General features: G+C 31.9%; 16 protein-coding genes. 7 read left to right on the top strand and 9 right to left on the bottom strand.

The genetic code is table 11. The annotated features are described in order from the left end of the window. Positions 1–37: 37 nt before the first annotated feature. Both RCH19_RS04485 and holA read right to left on the bottom strand, forming a co-directional pair. Positions 38–220 carry a CAL67264 family membrane protein gene (locus RCH19_RS04485; protein ID WP_121925162.1) on the bottom strand — a complete coding sequence of 61 codons (183 nt, stop codon included), beginning with the start codon at positions 218–220 and terminating at the stop codon, positions 38–40. Positions 221–296: 76 nt separating this feature from the next. Beyond that, on the bottom strand, positions 297–1,301 hold the full coding sequence (gene holA / locus RCH19_RS04480; RefSeq protein ID WP_343022216.1) for a DNA polymerase III subunit delta: 1,005 nt from the start codon (positions 1,299–1,301) through the stop codon (positions 297–299). 92 nt (positions 1,302–1,393) lie between these two features. On the opposite strand from holA, the gene RCH19_RS04475 reads away from it, so the two are divergent. Genes RCH19_RS04475 through RCH19_RS04465 form a run of 3 tightly spaced genes read left to right on the top strand, consistent with a single transcriptional unit; the run spans position 1,394 to position 3,746 of the window. Continuing rightward, positions 1,394–1,843 (top strand): type I restriction enzyme HsdR N-terminal domain-containing protein, encoded by a 450-nt coding sequence (locus RCH19_RS04475; protein ID WP_121925160.1) that lies wholly within the window; start codon positions 1,394–1,396, stop codon positions 1,841–1,843. A 12-nt stretch (positions 1,844–1,855) separates the two neighbouring features. Further along, complete coding sequence (locus tag RCH19_RS04470; RefSeq protein WP_343022215.1) at positions 1,856–2,857, top strand: glycosyltransferase family 2 protein; 1,002 nt, start codon at positions 1,856–1,858, stop codon at positions 2,855–2,857. 55 nt (positions 2,858–2,912) lie between these two features. Then, positions 2,913–3,746, top strand: coding sequence for an OmpA family protein (locus tag RCH19_RS04465; RefSeq protein WP_121925158.1), 834 nt, complete (start codon positions 2,913–2,915; stop codon positions 3,744–3,746). Between the two features lie 295 nt (positions 3,747–4,041). On the opposite strand, the gene RCH19_RS04460 is transcribed toward RCH19_RS04465, so the two are convergent. The 3 genes from RCH19_RS04460 to RCH19_RS04450 all read right to left on the bottom strand — a co-directional run bounded on the left by RCH19_RS04460 (position 4,042) and on the right by RCH19_RS04450 (position 8,128). Further along, positions 4,042–4,662 (bottom strand): L-threonylcarbamoyladenylate synthase, encoded by a 621-nt coding sequence (locus RCH19_RS04460; RefSeq protein ID WP_343022214.1) that lies wholly within the window; start codon positions 4,660–4,662, stop codon positions 4,042–4,044. Positions 4,663–4,704: 42 nt separating this feature from the next. Further along, the gene (locus RCH19_RS04455) at positions 4,705–7,038 is read right to left on the bottom strand and encodes a UvrD-helicase domain-containing protein (RefSeq protein ID WP_343022213.1); all 2,334 of its coding nucleotides are present in this window, start codon (positions 7,036–7,038) and stop codon (positions 4,705–4,707) included. A gap of 322 nt (positions 7,039–7,360) precedes the next feature. Beyond that, positions 7,361–8,128, bottom strand: coding sequence for a TSUP family transporter (locus RCH19_RS04450; protein ID WP_343022212.1), 768 nt, complete (start codon positions 8,126–8,128; stop codon positions 7,361–7,363). Between the two features lie 128 nt (positions 8,129–8,256). On the opposite strand from RCH19_RS04450, the gene RCH19_RS04445 reads away from it, so the two are divergent. After that, positions 8,257–8,778 carry a hypothetical protein gene (locus RCH19_RS04445; protein WP_343022211.1) on the top strand — a complete coding sequence of 174 codons (522 nt, stop codon included), beginning with the start codon at positions 8,257–8,259 and terminating at the stop codon, positions 8,776–8,778. A gap of 28 nt (positions 8,779–8,806) precedes the next feature. Here the strand turns inward: RCH19_RS04445 and RCH19_RS04440 are convergent, their stop codons facing one another. From RCH19_RS04440 to RCH19_RS04430, 3 genes are read right to left on the bottom strand one after another with little or no spacing between them, the layout of a single operon-like run. Then, complete coding sequence (locus RCH19_RS04440; protein ID WP_343022210.1) at positions 8,807–9,937, bottom strand: serine hydrolase; 1,131 nt, start codon at positions 9,935–9,937, stop codon at positions 8,807–8,809. A gap of 53 nt (positions 9,938–9,990) precedes the next feature. Further along, positions 9,991–10,890 (bottom strand): patatin-like phospholipase family protein, encoded by a 900-nt coding sequence (locus tag RCH19_RS04435; RefSeq protein WP_343022209.1) that lies wholly within the window; start codon positions 10,888–10,890, stop codon positions 9,991–9,993. Between the two features lie 51 nt (positions 10,891–10,941). Beyond that, positions 10,942–13,005, bottom strand: coding sequence for a M1 family metallopeptidase (locus tag RCH19_RS04430; protein WP_343022208.1), 2,064 nt, complete (start codon positions 13,003–13,005; stop codon positions 10,942–10,944). A gap of 100 nt (positions 13,006–13,105) precedes the next feature. Here RCH19_RS04430 and RCH19_RS04425 point away from each other — a divergent pair, with 100 nt between their 5' ends. After that, positions 13,106–13,843, top strand: a complete 738-nt coding sequence (locus RCH19_RS04425) for a diphthine--ammonia ligase (protein ID WP_343022207.1) — start codon at positions 13,106–13,108, stop codon at positions 13,841–13,843. A gap of 181 nt (positions 13,844–14,024) precedes the next feature. Here RCH19_RS04425 and RCH19_RS04420 read toward each other — a convergent pair whose 3' ends face one another. Continuing rightward, the gene (locus RCH19_RS04420; RefSeq protein ID WP_343022206.1) at positions 14,025–14,570 is read right to left on the bottom strand and encodes a DUF1697 domain-containing protein; all 546 of its coding nucleotides are present in this window, start codon (positions 14,568–14,570) and stop codon (positions 14,025–14,027) included. A 286-nt stretch (positions 14,571–14,856) separates the two neighbouring features. Between RCH19_RS04420 and recG the strand changes: the two genes are divergently transcribed. After that, positions 14,857–16,965, top strand: coding sequence for an ATP-dependent DNA helicase RecG (recG, locus tag RCH19_RS04415; protein ID WP_343022205.1), 2,109 nt, complete (start codon positions 14,857–14,859; stop codon positions 16,963–16,965). 218 nt (positions 16,966–17,183) lie between these two features. Next, positions 17,184–18,242 (top strand): efflux RND transporter periplasmic adaptor subunit, encoded by a 1,059-nt coding sequence (locus RCH19_RS04410; RefSeq protein ID WP_343022204.1) that lies wholly within the window; start codon positions 17,184–17,186, stop codon positions 18,240–18,242. The last annotated feature ends 30 nt before the right edge of the window (positions 18,243–18,272 follow it).

Genomic DNA, 18,272 nt, shown 5'->3' with positions numbered 1-18,272 from the left:
AGTTACTCTATATATTCAATAGGAACAATGATTACCACTAAAGTCTGCCTTTAAGTGAACTAAATACCCATGCATTAGCTAAAAAGCCAAGACCTACTGCTGCAAATCCCCATCCTGAAACATCGCTATATCTAAAAGCTCCTAGTCCTATAAGTAGTAACCCCATAAGAATCATGATTAAGGTCGCCCAACCTAAAATGGTATTTTTATTCATTCCCATAGTTGTGATGTTTTAATTTTTATTTCTTATTTCGAAGTTTCGAAACGGATTTGCAAATATCGGTATTTTTTATGCTTTAATTAAATATTTTATAAAGCATTTCCTTTAATAAATCTGATTGTGATATTGCATTTGAACCAACACCTTTACTTCTAACGTCGATATCTCGTAAAGCACCCACAATCTGGCTTACTTTTTTCATGGGGTAATTTTTCAAAGCCAAATCATATTCTTTTAAAAAGTATAGATTTACTCCTATTACGGCCGCAACATTTTTAGGATTACGATCTTTCAAGCCATGATATTTTAATAATTGGATAAAAAAACCAAACACTAAACTTGTAGTAACTACCATTGGATTATCCTTTGGATTCTGAGCAAAGTTTTCAGCAATAGTATATGCTTTTAATTGATTACGTTCACCAAGTGCTTTTCGTAATTCAAATACATTAAAATCTTTACTAAAACCTATATTTTCTTCAATGTCTTTTGGACTAATGGTTGTTCCAACAGGAAGTATTATTTGTAATTTTTCAAGTTCATTGTTGATTTTACTCAAATCCGTTCCCAAGAATTCGACAAGCATTGCAGTAGCTTTTGGTTCAATTGCGTATTTCTTCCCAGCTAAAACACGCTTTATCCAGTCTCCAACTTGGTTTTCATACAATTTCTTGCTTTCGAAAACGACACCGTTTTTAGCTATTAATTTAGTTACTTTCTTACGTTTGTCAAAAGCTTTGTATTTGTAGCAAATTACTAAAACGGTAGTTGGCATTGGGTTTTCAGCATACGCTTCTAATTTTTCAATAGTCCTAGCTAAATCCTGAGCTTCCTTTACAATTACAACTTGGCGTTCTGCCATCATTGGATATCGTTTTGCAGTAGAAATAATATCTTCGATTGTAACATCTCTGCCATAAAGAACAGTTTGGTTAAAGCCTTTTTCTTCCTCCGTTAATACTTTTTGCTCAATATAATCAGATAGCTTATCTATATAATAGGTTTCCTCACCCATTAAAAAATAGATGGGCTTTATATTACCATTTTTAATATCGTTAACTATTTTTAAAACTTCATCCATTTTTTTATCTTTCAGATTCTGAGTTTCTTAGCAACAAAACGTACGTACATATTACGTTTTAATCTTTAAATCTTATTTTATACTTTTGCTCTATGCAGCAATTGAATTTTTCAACATATAAATTTCGATTCAAAAATAGCGAAAATAAAGTGTCTATTTTTGATGAAATCAGGAAAAAATTTATCATTCTCACTCCAGAAGAATGGGTAAGACAGCACGTTGTTCAATTTTTATTGGAAGAAAAAAAATATCCAAAATCTTTAATTAATGTAGAGAAAGTTTTAAAAGTCAATGGATTACGAAAAAGGTATGATGTTGTAGTGTTTAACTCAGATGGTTCAATTTTTATATTAATCGAATGTAAAGCGCCTGCAATTACAATTGCTCAAGCTACTTTTGATCAGATCGCTAGATATAATATGACTATGAATGCCCAATTTTTGATGGTAACTAATGGTTTGAATCATTACTTTTGCCAAATGGATTTTGAAAATGAGAAATACCAGTTTCTTACTGAATTACCAATGTATCAAAACCAATAATTAAATTTTAAAATGGAAATAGCTGTTGTTATATTAAACTGGAATGGAATGTTATTGTTGGAAAAATTTCTTCCATCCATCGTTGAATATTCTACTGAAGCTACAGTTTACGTCGTTGATAACGCATCAACTGATGATTCTGTTTCTTTTTTAGAAGTTTTTTATCCATCGGTTAAAATTATTAAAAACGATAGTAATCTTGGTTTTGCAAGCGGATATAATGAGTCGCTTAAATATATTAAAGCGGATATATATGCTTTAGTAAATTCTGATATAGAGGTAACTAAAAATTGGTTACAACCTATACTTTCGACATTTGAAAAAGAACCTAAAACTGCTATTATTCAACCTAAAATTTTAGATTTTAAACAAAAGCAGTATTTTGAATATGCGGGAGCTGCTGGTGGATATATAGATCAGTATGGATATCCATATTGCCGCGGAAGAATTTTTGAAACTTTAGAAAAAGACAATGGACAATATAATGATAACTGTGAAATATTTTGGGCCTCTGGAGCTTGCTTCTTCATTAGAAGTCAAGTTTATCATGATTTAAACGGTTTTGATGGTGAATTTTTTGCTCATCAAGAAGAGATTGATTTATGCTGGAGAGCTCGTAATAAAAGATTTATAATAAAATATAATTCGCAGTCGGTTGTTTATCACGTTGGCGGAGCGACTTTACAACAAGGTCACCCAATGAAAACATTTTTGAATTTTAGGAATTCATTATTAATGTTGACTAAAAATCTTCCAAAGTCAAAACTGTATAAAATTCTTTTGGTTCGAATGCTCTTAGATGGAGTTGCTGGAATACAATTTTTAGTGAAAGGAAAGCCAACTCACTTATGGGCAATATTAAAAGCCCATTGGTCTTTTTATGGCTTTTTTAAGGTTTATTATGGAAAAAGAACTGAATTTCAACAACAGCAATACTATAATGTAAAAAGTATCGTTTACTCCTATTACATTAGGAAAGTTATTGTATTTAACGATTTATTTAGAATTAAATAGAATTAAAAAAAGTAACTTTGCTTTTAACACTATAATCAAAAAATTTAAACAATTTATGAAAAAAATCGTAATCGCCTTATCGGTAATGGCTCTTTTAACTTCTTGTGTTTCAAAAAAGAAATATACAGACTTAGAAGCTAGAAATAAAGAAACTCAAGATTTACTAAATACTGCTACGGTAAAATTAAATTCTTGTTTAGAGGAAAAAGCGGGTCTTATGGCTAGAGTTGATGGTTTGAAAGAACACAATCAAACACTAATCACTACATCTAAGGATATGACAATTTTGACTACTAAAGGTGCTCAAAGTATTGAAAAAGCTTTAGAATCTATTAAAGAAAAAGATTTAAAAATTAGTAGAATGCAAGATGCATTAACTAAGAAAGATAGTGTAACTCTTGCTTTAGTGACAAGTTTAAAAAGTTCAGTAGGAATATCTGATCCAGATATCGAAATAAATGTTGAAAAAGGAGTTGTTTTTATCTCTATTGCGGACAAATTATTGTTTAAAACAGGAAGCTATGATGTTACTGATAAAGCTAAAGGTGTTTTAGCTAAAGTTGCAAAAGTAGTTAATGATAAACCAGACTTTGAGTGTATGGTTGAAGGTCATACTGATAATGTTCCACTTAACGGTTCAGGTGTATTGTTAGACAACTGGGATTTAAGTGTTAAACGTTCTACTTCAATTATCCGTGTTTTAACAAACCAATTAGGAGTTAAACCAGAGCAATTGATTGCTGCAGGAAGAAGTTCATACATTCCTTTAGTTGCAAATGATTCTGCTGAAAACAGAGCACGTAACAGAAGAACTCGTATTGTTGTATTGCCAAAAATTGATCAGTTCTACGAAATGATTGAAAAAGAAATGAAAAAGCAAAAACAATAATTAATCCTAGATTAATTTAAATAATAAAACGCCTCAATTTGAGGCGTTTTATTTATGACCAATTTTTAAAACTGATCCAAAAAATATGTTTACATGTTCGTTCCCGTCATAAATAAAAAAAGGCAGATCAAAATGATCTGCCTTTACCTATCCTCAATTCTTCTTTAACAACCAATTAAATATAATTAAGAATAAGATATTGTAATTATTTTTAACTAACTAAGTTTAAATTATTAGTAAACATACTAAATTCTAATATAAAATTACAATAATCTTGCCAATTTTTTGAATTTACTTATAAAATATCTAAACTCCCTTTTCCTTCTCTAATAATAATTGGCTCATCGCCAGATAAATCAACAATTGTAGAACCTACATTATCTCCATAACCACCGTCAATAACTAAGTCTACAAGATTTTGCCACTTCTCAAAAATAAGTTCTGGATCTGTAGTATATTCAATTACATCATCATCATCTCTAATTGAAGTAGATACTATTGGGTTTCCTAGAACCTTTACAATTTCGAGCGCAATAGAATTATTAGGAACTCTAATACCTACAGTAGTTTTCTTTTTGAATTCCTTTGGTAGATTATTATTCCCAGGTAAAATAAAAGTATAAGGACCCGGCAAAGCTCTCTTCAATATTTTGAATGTCGACGTATCAATTTGCCTCACGTAATCTGAAATATTACTTAAATCGTGACAAATAAATGAAAAATTAGCTTTTTCAAGCTTTATACCTTTAATCTTTGCAATTCTTTCTAGAGCTTTAGTATTGGTAATATCACATCCCAATCCGTAAACTGTATCCGTGGGATAAATTATTAATCCTCCGTCTCTCAAAACCTTTACTACTTTGGCTATAGCCGCTTCGTTAGGTTTGTTCTCGTATATTTTTATAAATTCTGCCATTTTTCTCTTTTTTTCTAATTATCAAATTTAAGCAATTTGATTTTAACCTATAATATCCAGTTTTGCGAAGCGAAGTAAGAGCTTCTTAATTCCACCAACTTCAAACTTAATTTCTGCTTTCTTGTCTGCTCCTACGCCTTCTAGATTCACCACTTGTCCTTTGCCAAAACGCTCGTGCATTACAATATTTCCTGCAGTTAATTTATTATCAAATAAATTAGCGCTTCCAGAAGATGCATTGGTAGCAACTGGTTTTAGTCTTCGAACATTAATATCTGGTTTAGAATCACTACTAGATGTAGGTTGCGGAGGAGTCCCACCTACTGGTTTAGCTAAGCGTAATTTAGATTTATCAACATCTCCAAAAATATCACTATCAATCATTGGCTTATAGCGGTAATTATTTTCAGGGGGCGATAAATATTCTAAATACTGACTATCAATTTCTTCGATAAATCGAGATGGCTCACTATCTGTCAATTTTCCCCAACGATAACGCGACTGTGCATAAGTCAAATATGCTTGATGTTCTGCTCGAGTTAGAGCCACATAAAATAAGCGACGTTCTTCCTCCAGTTCACTTCTGGTGCTCATACTCATTGCACTAGGAAACAAGTCCTCTTCCATTCCTACGACAAAAACGTGTGGGAATTCAAGTCCTTTAGCTAAGTGAATTGTCATTAAAGCAACGCGATCTTCATCACTGGTGTCTTTATCTAAATCTGTTGCTAAGGCCACATCTTCCATAAATTCAGACAAAGCTCCTCTCGCTCCGTCGACTTCTTTCTGACCGTCCGTGAAATCCTTTATTCCATTTAAAAGCTCTTCAATATTCTGAATTTTGCCCATTCCTTCTGGAGTAGCATCTTTCTTTAATTCTTGAAGTAATCCTGTTTTTTTAGCTACGTGATCCGTTACGTAGAATGCATCTTGGTTTTCATTTATTGCTTGGAAACTTTGAATCATCGTAACAAAATCTAATAATTTTTGTTTCGTTCCTGAATTCAGTTTTAAATCAATACGTTCTATATTTTGCATCACTTCAAACATCGAGCGCTTGTAATGATTTGCTGCAATGGTCAATTTTTCGATTGTTGTATTACCAATTCCACGAGCAGGATAATTGATCACTCGCATCAACGCCTCTTCATCTTTTGGATTTATAACTAGTCGTAGATAGCATAAAACATCCTTTACTTCTTTTCTTTGGTAGAATGAAAGTCCTCCGTAAATTCGATACGGAATATCTCTTTTTCTCAAAGCATCTTCCATCGCACGTGATTGTGCATTGGTGCGATATAAAATAGCAAAAGCACCGTTGTGTAATTGATTCTGCATTTTCTGCTCCCAGATAGTACTAGCAACAAATCGACCTTCTTCATTATCTGTTAAACTGCGGTGCACTTTTATTTTAGCTCCAAAATCATTTGCAGTCCAAACGACTTTATCTAATTTAACTTTATTCTTATCAATAATAGTATTAGCTGCTTCAACTATGTTTTTAGTAGAGCGATAATTCTGTTCTAATCGATATGTTTTTACTCCCTCGTAATCTTTTTGAAAATTCAGAATATTATTAATATTCGCTCCGCGAAACGCGTAAATACTTTGGGCATCATCTCCTACCACGCAAATATTTTGAAATTTATCGGATAAAGCACGTACAATCAGATATTGTGAGTGATTCGTATCTTGGTACTCATCAACTAAAATGTATCTAAAACGGTTTTGGTATTTTGCAAGAACCTCAGGAAAACGTGTCAGAAGTTCATTGGTCTTTAGTAATAAATCATCAAAATCCATCGCTCCAGATTTAAAACAGCGATCTACATAATTTTGATAAATTTCTCCCATACGTGGCTTTTTGGACATCGCATCTGCTTCTTGCAAATCTGGGTCATTAAAATATGCTTTAACCGTAATTAAGCTATTTTTAAAATTTGAAATTCGGCTTAAAACTTGTTTAGGTTTATATACATCTCTATCCAACTGCATTTCCTTAATAATTCCAGAAATGGCACGTAATGAATCTTGAGAATCATAAATTGTAAAATTAGAGGGATAACCCAAATGTTCCGCTTCTGATCTTAAAATTCGAGCAAAAACAGAGTGAAATGTTCCCATCCAAAGATTTTTAGCTTCACCAACACCAACAATATCAGAGATACGCTTTTTCATTTCGCGTGCCGCCTTATTGGTAAAAGTCAAAGATAAAATACTAAAAGCATCAACTCCTTGATGCATTAGATAAGCAATTCTAATAGTCAACACACGAGTTTTACCAGAACCTGCTCCTGCAATAATTATCATAGGACCCTCTTTTTGTAGAACGGGTTCACGTTGCGCTTCGTTTAGCTGATCAATATATTTATGCATGTGAAATTTTAAATTTTGTTATACAAAAATAGCAATTTAGATCGAGGTTTTCAGTATCAAAAAAGAACAATGAATAATTGATTTCGTTATAAATTTTGGCTGATTGCAGAGAAGAAAAATTATTCTTTTTAATTAATAATTATGTAGTGTTTAAATGTTTTTACCATATAAGATATATAAGAACATTTAAGTTTTAGATGAATCGCGCAAATAATTTTGATAACCATGAATTATTGTAACTATTAGTGTAATATGAAGATCTAAGTATTAGTGCTAATTTGTGAAATTTGTGTCTGTCTTTATTAATAGAGCTTCTAGTCCTTTATTTAAAAAACACATCGTATGCAAAACGAATTAGAGTTCCAATTACAACTACCAAAAAGAAAATTCTAATAAAACTATTTCCCTTGTTAATCGCTAGTTTAGCTCCAAGCCAACCTCCAAGCGCATTACTAAAAGCCATTGGAATCGCAACAGCCCATATAATTTTACCTTTTAATATGAACAGACAAATAGAACCAAAATTTGTCGATAAGTTGACCATTTTGGCATTTGCAGAAGCATGTAAAAAATCAAATCCCATGATAGCTATAAATGCTACAACAAGGAAACTCCCTGTTCCTGGCCCAATAAAACCATCATACAGACCTACTATAAAACTAATTCCTATAGCATTAAAAATTTGGGTACGTGCGGAATGATTTTTTTCTGCATGTTGACCAAAATTCTTCTTTGCGTAGGTATAGATTACTAAGAACGACAAAACCACTAAAAGTAGAGGTTTCATAAAATCATTGCTAACATATGTAAGTAAAGTTGAACCAAGAAAAGCTGACGGAAATGCTAGAAGCATCATAATACTTAATAATTTCCAATTCATATTTACTTTTTTTAGATATTGATAGGCTGCAAATGAAGTTCCACTGAATGCAGGGACTTTTAAAGTTCCTATTACAGTTGAAACCGGAAGATTAGGTAATAAAATAAGTCCCATTGGAGTTTGTATTAGTCCGCCTCCACCCACAATCGCATCTATAAATCCTGCAGCAAAAGCAGCTAAACAAAGTAAAACTAATATGTAAGTTTCCATTAAAATAGTCCGTGTTAAATTTTTGACAGTAAATGGCAAAATTACCATTCGAAAACAGTTATTACTAATTAAATGGCGGCGATTTATAATCTAAAAAGTATATTTGTGCTTTTCAAATTATACTCAAAATGGATTCTACTAGAATAATCGAAATATTAGCTTATTCAATACCGTCACTTATAACTGGTGGCGTGGCGTATTTTCTTTTTATATCTTATTTTAAAGATCAGCAAAATACGCGAAAGTGGTTGTTGCAAAAAGATACGCTTCCTGCTATTTTACCGTTGCGATTACAAGCATACGAAAGAATAACGCTTTTAATGGAACGAATTAATCCTTCGCAAATGATGGTTCGAATAAACCCGCTATCGAATGACAAAGTAGATTATCAAAACTTTGTGATAGCGCAAATAGATCAAGAATTCGAGCATAATTTATCGCAACAAATTTATGTTTCTGAAGAGTGTTGGTCTATAATAATGACAGCAAAAAACGCTACAATTCAAATGATTCGCTTAGCAACTCAAAATGACAAGGTAACAGATGCCGATAGTTTACGTGCTTATGTAGTAAGTGATTTTATCGAAAAACCAACACCAAGTAGTGCAGCACTATCATTTATCAAAAATGAGGTCGGACAATTGTGGTAATGCAGAAAATTCTAGTTAAAAGAAATCTCTAACGTTTGTTTCTCTCATATAATTGACGACCTAATTCAGCTAGAAAAGGCAAACTTACAGTGTCATATTCATAAACATTATCATTAAATATTCCATTATTATTAGCGATGATTGTGGCCGATAACATGAATTCGACCTTGTTTTCTGCATCAACGATGTAAGCGCAGTCTATCATTGTTCCGTAAGCATTTCCAACTTTATTATAAATCTTTATTGACGGAGGAATGTTTTCTTGAGTGTCTCCAAACATAAAAAATTTACAATATCCATCGTAATATTCAGTAGCATCATACCCAGCGTTTTTTGGCAGATTCTGCATTGAATACAATAGAAATTGTCTGTCATTCTCGGTTATTTTGAAACGCTCTTCTTCTTTAAAAGCCTCCGGAAACACAATGCGCTTTAAGGTACTGTGTAAGGACTGCAAAGGATAATAATTTCTCTTAGAGAAGTCGAATGATTCGTTGACCACTTTTCCCTCTCCATTAAGATAGCCAACTCCTTTGTGAGTTCCGCTCAGTTTTAAAGCAGTTACTTCCTGATTTAGTTTCGATGAAAATTCTATTAAAACTTGATCTTCCTTAAATAATGTAGTGGATTTAACTAAAGGGTTTCTTGGATCAACACCAGAAAGTCTATGACTCATTCTAAATGGAGATAAACCTTTCTCTGTCATCTTTTGATTAATGTAATCAAATCGTATAAATTCAAATAAATTAGTGCTAGCCGCATTATCGCTCACTGCAAATACTTTCGAAATTTCGTCAGCAAATTTTAATTTTTCATTGTTTCCTTCAATAGAAAATTCTGTATTTACTGAAGTATTATCAATTGTATTTAATTTTTCTAACGCGAGAATAGCAATTGGAAGTTTTATAGTACTAGCAGGGTAAAAGTAGTTAGTGGTATTAAGATTATAAGTGTAATCTTTGAATGAAACTTTGCCATTCTTATCTCTTATAATTTCAGTGTAAATAATCTGCAGTTCGTGCTGTTTTGCATTATCCATTACACCTTTAATCTTTGGATTAGTTGAATTCAGCACATTTTTTAAATGATTTCTATACGAGCTGCAGCTAAAAATAAAAACTAGAATTAATAATGAAAATATCTTTGTAATTGAACTCATACATTTAAATTTTATTAGAAATAGTAAAATAGTAGCGATTTATTAATCTGCGATCACCTATTATCACTCATTAACTCTGATTTATTTTGGGCATATTCATAACCTTGTTTCCACCATTCTTTCATTACTTTTTTATTGAAAATAAGTGCGTTGTTTGTCAATTTTACAGGCGTATAATATAAATTCAGCTTTACATTCTTATGATTTGCTAATAACTTTCCAATAGCAATATCATGCTTTTCTACTTGGTCTAAGGCAATTCGGAACAGATCAATCATTAGTGAAAAAGGATTTTTACCAACAATAGCCTTTTCTAAATTTACTTCACTTTCTAAAATGACAACATCAATTTCAGTAGCGCCGCGATTGATAGCTTCTCTAATAGGAACTAAACTAGAGAATCCGCCATCGCCATATTCATCATTATTTTTTGTCACTAGGCTCATAAAAGGAATGTAATTACTCGAAATCCAAATCCACTCACAAAATTCAGAATACTTAAAATCGTGTATCGACTTATACTCAGCTTCATTTTTAGAAAGATTTGTAACTGTAATAACAACATCAGTATTTAAAGACTTTAGCTTATTAAAATCAGCCGTATTGAAATTTCTCTTAATGTAAGTCAGCAGTCGATTACTTTCTCCAAATGTTCGCTTTCCCTTTATGTATTGCCAAATGACATTAAAATGATTGATTGTTACGATGTCAACACCGTTTTTCTTTTTTACAATAAAAGGATTTACATTAAAAATTTTCTTCATATCAACATTAGTATAAATGCGATGAATTTTTTCAATATTTCCTAAAGCTAAATGCGGGATTAGTAAACTACCAGTTGAAGTTCCTATAAAAATATCATATTTTCTTTTCTCTACTTCAAGAAGATATTGCGCAACACCGCCTGCAAATGCTCCTTTACTTCCTCCACCCGAAATTACTAATGCTCTCATAAAATTATTATTATTGAATAAAATTGGTAAAATCTAAGATATATTAAAATCTCATTCTTTTAGTAACCGTTCAAGTTGAAACTGCTCATTTTCATTTAATTTGGGAAGGATCCTTTCAAACGAAATTCTCATCTCGCTATTTTTCAATAGTTTTCTAATACTGTCTCTTCCAAATTTAGAAAATTGCCACATATGATGTGTAGTTGCATTAACTAAATTACTCAAAACAACATCATTTATTAATTTAAAAGCTATTAGATTTTCTAAAGCGTTTTGTCGGGTTGTAGCTTCGAAATTTATTGACGAATACTCAATTAATTCACTTATCAAAGCTTCCTTATCATCTGCATAATTTGCTGTTGTAAGCGCTAACGATAACCATAAATTTCTCAAATTATAATCGTTGAAACCTATCCAATTTTTAGACTGATCCAAATATTTAAACCGCTGTAAGGGGAAGTTATTCCAAAGATTGAACAATGCGATTTCTTGTGTCTGATATGATCTGTCGTCTAACAACGATTCATATTCAGCTCTAAAATCTTCTGGTATATTATTTACAGTTCGTGCTACAGCTTGGCGAACTTTTACATTATTAGTCTGCAAAGCTAAAACTAGAAGTTCTTTTTTGTCTTCAAATTTTTCATTATTAATTTGATTTAACACAGCTTCCTTAATAGTGTAATACACATCGGATTGCATAATTTCAGTAAAGTACTTCTTCTTTTCTACCAAAGATTTATTTCTTAATTTATCCACTTCTAGAAAAACAGCTGTTGCTTTATTTTTTTTAAGTAACTTATTCGCTTCTAAAGTATTGAACTCACTTGATTCAAGCCAAACTTTACTAAAACTTTTTAAATCAAAAGACGATACTTTTTTTATTTCAGTAAAGAAATCTTCCGTATTTACTGATTTGAAAGAATTTTTTCTCAAATACGCTTTTACCGCTTTTTTGAATTTTTTATCACCGATCGCTTCTCTTAAAACAAATAAAGCCCAAGCTCCTTTTTGATAAAAAGTTAAAGAACTCGCTTTAGCATTTAAAACAGGAATAGTATCAGATCGTGAAGCAAATTTAAGTTGCTGAGCGGATTCGTATAGTTTAGAGTAAAAGTAATCTTCGCCATATATTTCTCTTTCTGCTAGCAAAGCATAATACGTCGCAAATCCTTCTTGCAACCAATGGTGTTTACTACTCTCGGCGGTTACCAAATCACCAAACCACTGATGTGCTAATTCATGTGCATTTACATTTGTGTAATTTCGATCAGCAAATCCAATTGAATCTACAACATAGCGAGTTGAGAATAAAGTTGAAGAAGTATTTTCCATTCCAGCGTACAAAAAATCACGAACAGGTGTCTGTTTGTAAATTTCCCATGGATACTTCACTCCTATTTCTTTTTCGAGAAAATCAAACATCTTCTTAGAATAGCGATAAGTAGGTTCAAATTTCTCTTTGTCCTTCGGTTCGTAGTACATTTCTAGAGCGATTCCTGAGTGAGATAATTGCTTTTGCTGTCCATATTTTCCAATGGCTAGCATCAATAAATAGGAACTCATTGGTTTTTTCATTCTATAATTCCATACCGACATTCCATTAAATTCTGATTTAAAATCAAGTTTTCCATTCGAGATAATTTGGTACTCTTTATTAAAAACAATATTCAAATTAAAAATCACTTTTTCATTTACATCATCAAAGCTAGGAAACCAATGACTAGTATATTTACCTTGTCCTTGCGTCCATATTTGGAGATTGTTCTTCTCTTCTGAACCAACAAAATAAAGTGTTTGTTTTGGCGTAGCGGAATAAGAAAAACTCAATTTATTTTTTCCTTTTTGGAAAGGGAAAATGATTTGTAATTCTTTCATCGTGTATATAAAATTGACTATTTTACCATTCAATTTTACATTTGAGAATATCATGTTTTGAGCATCAATTTTAATCGTATCAATGGGTTTCAATACTTCAAAATCATAGTAAACATCGCCTGCAATTGATCTGCTAACAGGATTTATAGTAATTTTTCCTAAAACTGATTTAAAATCAGTAAATTGAGTTTGTTGTGCAAAAATGAAAGAAGTTACAAAGAGGAAGAGATATTTCATTGCTATTATTTTATACTAAAAACTCAAAGTTACAATCATTTAATTAAAAAATAAATTGAATAGCGTAAGTTTACAGTTAGAAAACTACAATAAATAACTATTGAAACCAAAAGCCATTTTTAACTGGAGCAGCGGAAAAGATTCTGCTTTAGCATTATACAAAGTAATCCAAAATTCTGAATTTGAAATCTCTTGTTTACTAACTAGCGTAAATCAAGAGTTTCAGCGCATTTCTATGCATGGAGTGCGTGTTGAACTTTTGAAAAAACAAGCAGAAAGTCTCGGAATTCCTCTTGAAATTATGCAAATTCCTGAAACGCCAACGATGGAAGCATATGAAAATGTGATGAATGAAACTTTAATGAAGCTAAAAGATCAAGGAGTAACACATTCTATTTTTGGCGATATTTTGTTGGAAGATTTACGTAAATATAGAGAAGATCAATTATCCAAAATAGGTTTTAAAACTGTATTTCCGCTTTGGCAAATACCAACCATTAATTTAATTCAAGAATTCATAAGTTTAGGATTTAAAACTATTGTCGTTTGTGTAAACGAACGTTTTTTAGATAAAAGTTTTGTGGGTCGAATCATTAATCAGGATTTCATTAATGATTTGCCAGACAATGTAGATGTATGTGGAGAAAATGGAGAATTTCATACCTTTACTTTTGATGGACCAATATTCTCTAAGCCAATTAGCTTTAATATAGGAGATATCGTTTACCGAAAATATGAGCAACCAACACAAGAGGATTCATCTAATTCAGCTTGTGAAACAAGTTCTTTAGATGTTTTTAATTTTGGATTTTGGTATTGTGATTTACTTCCAAAATAATTTTGGTTTATTACTTCGCGACATGCTGAACATTAACGAAACTGCGAAGTATTTTCAAAACTTATCATGAGTACTTTTGTCACGCTGGAAGCGTCTCAATTACGTTGCTGTCTAAAGTTGGGACGCTTCCAGCGAGACAAACTAAAAAGAAAAAGCACAACAGAAAGTGAAGACTATAAAATTATCTCTCCTCATACATTTTAAGCAATTGCGTAACCGTATTCCAATTTCGAATTGTAGCAATTACATTCAATTTTTTCTCAATATATTTTTGATCAAACCGTGTCTTTCCGGCTCCAACAGCGTACTTAATAAAAATTTTATTTCCGTCAATACTAGCTTCATCGGGTTTAAATTGACTAATTCTCAAATCATTCATACTTGTACTCGATAAAGTGGTCGAAATAAAAGCAACATATAACTTTTTAGAATCTACTTCTTTCTCTTTTAAATAAGCATTGTTTTTAAAACAAGCTTCAAGGTCTTGTTTACCAATAACTACAACCGGAACTTCATGACCGAAAATTTTAAAGATTTCTTGCTTAATCTTAAAACCAACTGCTGCTGCATTTTCCTCGTCGGTATCTACAAAAACATTTCCAGATTGAATATAGGTTTCCACATTTCGAAAACCGATATTTTCTAAAGTAGTCTTAAGAGCATCCATTTTGATCATACTGTGACCAGAAACATTGATGCCACGAAGAAGTGCGAGATGAGTTGTCATTTTTTAAATTTTATTTTAGCAAAGATATTGTGTTTAAAAGGAAATTTTACAATAATTCTACTACTTGAAAAGGATTATGTTATTTGGGGATTGCTAAACTATCTGTTCAATATTGAAATTTTACTTTTTTATGTTTCATCTAAGAAAGTTATGAAGTAGAAATGAATTTCAAATAGTCTTATTTTATATATTTAGATAAAATCACTAAAAAGGCTATTATTGCAATATTTTTCTTTGTAAAATACACCAATTTTCAAAATTAAAAACAAAGAACTATCTTCGCACGATGCAGCAAAACCTACTACTTACTCCCATAGAATTCCTAAAAGGTGTCGGCCATAATCGGGGCGAATTGCTACGTAAGGAGTTAGGGATTTATAAGTATTCGGATTTGGTCAACTTTTTTCCAAATAGATATATTGATCGAACGCGTTATTACAAAATTAATGAGCTACAGAATAATGGTGCTGAAGTTCAAATTATTGGGAAAATAATAAACGTTAAAACAGTTGAATTTGGTAAAAACCAAAAACGCCTCGTCGCAACCTTCGTTGATGATACGGGACAAATGGAATTGGTTTGGTTTCAAGGTCATAAGTGGATTCGCGAAAGCTTGAAAGTGAATGAAGTCTGCGTGATTTTTGGAAAATGTACTTCCTTTGGAAATATGTTTAACATGGCACATCCGGAAATCGAACTAATGGCGGAGCACAAACAAAGTCTGCGTTCTGCAATGCAACCCGTTTATCCATCGACTGAAACTTTGACTAATCGCGGGGTTTCAAATAAAGTCATCAATAAAATGATGCAGCAATTGTTTATTGAAACTCAGACATTGTTTATCGAAACATTGCCCGACTACTTGATTTCAGAATTAAAATTGATTTCTAAAAAAGAAGCTTTATTCAACATTCACTTTCCAAAAAGCCCAGAAATCTTGGCCAAAGCAAAATTTAGATTGATTTTTGAAGAATTGTTTTTTATTCAATTGCAGTTAATTACTAAAAATCTCATCCAAAAACATAAAATAAAAGGACATCCCTTTACTAAAGTCGGTGAATATTTCAATGACTTTTATCAAAATCATTTGCCTTTCGAATTGACTAATGCGCAAAAAAGAGTAATAAAAGAGATTAGAAACGACATGGGTAGCAATGCCCAAATGAACCGATTATTGCAAGGAGACGTAGGTTCTGGTAAAACTATTGTCGCATTTATGAGTATGCTTTTAGCATTAGATAATGGCTTCCAAGCGTGCTTGATGGCACCAACAGAAATTTTAGCCAATCAGCATTTTATCGGTTTATCTGAATTAGCAGAAAGCGTGAATATCAACATTCGAATTCTTACAGGTTCAACTAGAATTGCACAACGCAGAATAATTCATGAGGAACTGGAAAACGGTACTTTAGATATTCTTATTGGAACGCATGCTTTAATAGAAGATAAAGTGAAATTTAAAAATTTAGGTCTTGCTGTCATTGATGAACAACATCGTTTTGGGGTAGAGCAACGTTCTAAATTGTGGAAAAAAAATACAATTCCACCACACGTATTAGTAATGACCGCCACTCCTATTCCTCGTACTTTAGCGATGAGTTTGTATGGTGATTTAGACATTTCAGTAATTGACGAGCTGCCTCCCGGTAGAAAACCAATTCAAACAGTACATCGTTTTGATAGCAATCGATTGAAAGTTTGGAAATTTCTGAGAGATGAAATTGCTTTAGGAAGACAAATTTATATCGTTTATCCTCTTATTCAAGAATCCGAAAAAATGGATTATAAAGATTTGATGGATGGTTATGAGAGTATTTCAAGAGATTTTCCACTTCCGCAATATTCAATTTCTATTTTGCATGGAAAGATGAAACCAGCAGATAAAGATGCTGAAATGAAACGCTTTTATGAAGGCAAAACAAATATAATGGTGGCTACAACGGTTATTGAAGTTGGCGTTAATGTTCCTAATGCGAGTGTAATGATAATCGAAAGTGCTGAACGTTTTGGATTATCACAGCTTCATCAACTTCGCGGTCGTGTGGGACGTGGTGCCGAACAAAGTTATTGCATCTTGATGACGAGCCATAAAATGAGTACCGATAGCAAGACAAGAATGGAAACAATGGCTCGAACGAATGATGGTTTCGAAATTGCCGAAGTAGACTTAAAACTACGAGGTCCCGGAAATCTTATGGGAACTCAGCAAAGTGGTGTACTAAATTTACAAATCGCTGATTTAGTCAGAGATCGCGATACTTTGGCATTAGCCAGAAATTATGCCATGAAATTATTGAAGGAAGATGCTGCTATGCAAAAGCCAGAACATGCGTCCTTACGTGCAGTTTACATCGAAATGACTAAGAAAAAAAATATCTGGAATTATATTAGCTAATATTTTTTTACAACATAATTAAACCTTTATCATTTTTTACAGTCTTGTTCAATTGAAGTTTTAGGAACTTTAGGTGGCTAATTTTGTGTTTTAATTAATATTTGTATGTACAAACGTTAAATAATATTTAACAAATTCACTATTTAAGATTCTAAAAACTAAATTTGTTTTTTTGAAATAATTAGATTGCTTTTTATTCTTACTTTATAACTTTAAATATGAAAATTAAATACCTAGTTTACACTTTACTAGCCGTTGGAATTATTGGCTTTATTGGTTACAGAATTAACTCAAATAGTAACAAAGCAGGAGATTCTAAAGGTCCAAAAGGCAAGTCTAAAGCAATGACTTTGACTGGAATCGTTGTTAAATATCAAACATTTGATAATAACTTATCCCTTTCTGGTTCTATCGAAGCAAACGAGCAAGTTGAAATTCGTAGTGAAGTTTCAGGTATAGTTGAAAGTATTTATTTTAAAGAAGGAAGCAATGTTAGTAAAGGACAAGTTCTTTTTAAAGTTAATGATATTGAATTAAGAGCTCAATTAAGACAATCCTCTACTAAAGAAGGTCTAGCCTCTGAAAACGAGAGAAGAGCAAAATTACTATTGCAAAAAGAGGCAATAAGTCAAGAAGAATATGACTTAGCAAGAGCCGATTTAAAATCTGCACAAGCCCAAAGTCAGTTGATACAAGCCCAAATCGCAAAAACATCTGTAAGAGCGCCATTTTCTGGTAAAATTGGCTTGCGTTCTATTTCTCCTGGAACTTATATTACGCCAGCAATTTTAGTAACAAAACTAGTTAATACAGGAAAATTAAAAATTACTTTTTCGATCCCTGAAAAATACGCAACTCAAGTTAAAACAAACACTACTATTAGCTTTAAAGTTGCAGGTTCAGAACAAAGATATACAGCAAAAGTGTATGCGATTGAGCCAGAAATAGCCGTAGCCACTAGAACTTTACAAGTTCGTGCTATTGCAGAGAATAAAGATGGTAAATTATTACCGGGAACTTTTGCAGACGTAGAATTACCGTTAGATATTATAAAAGACGCGATTGTTGTTCCTACTGAAGCGATTATTCCAGTCCAAAATGGAAAGAAAATTTTTATTTCTAATAACGGTTTAGCGAAAGAATTAATGATAGAAACCGCTACAAGAACAGAAACTTCGGTTTTAGTACTTTCAGGTTTGAAAGAAGGTGATACCGTTATTACAAATGGTGTGATGGCATTAAAAAATGATGATCCCGTTAAAGTTATAGTAAAATAGATTTCGCAATTAGATTTTAATTTTAATCTA

This window comes from Flavobacterium sp. PL12 (genome assembly GCF_039123485.1).
Classification (GTDB): Bacteria; Bacteroidota; Bacteroidia; order Flavobacteriales; family Flavobacteriaceae; genus Flavobacterium; species Flavobacterium weaverense.
Note: the sequence above shows the minus strand (reverse complement) of the source record. Positions and strands in the feature narration are given on the sequence as shown.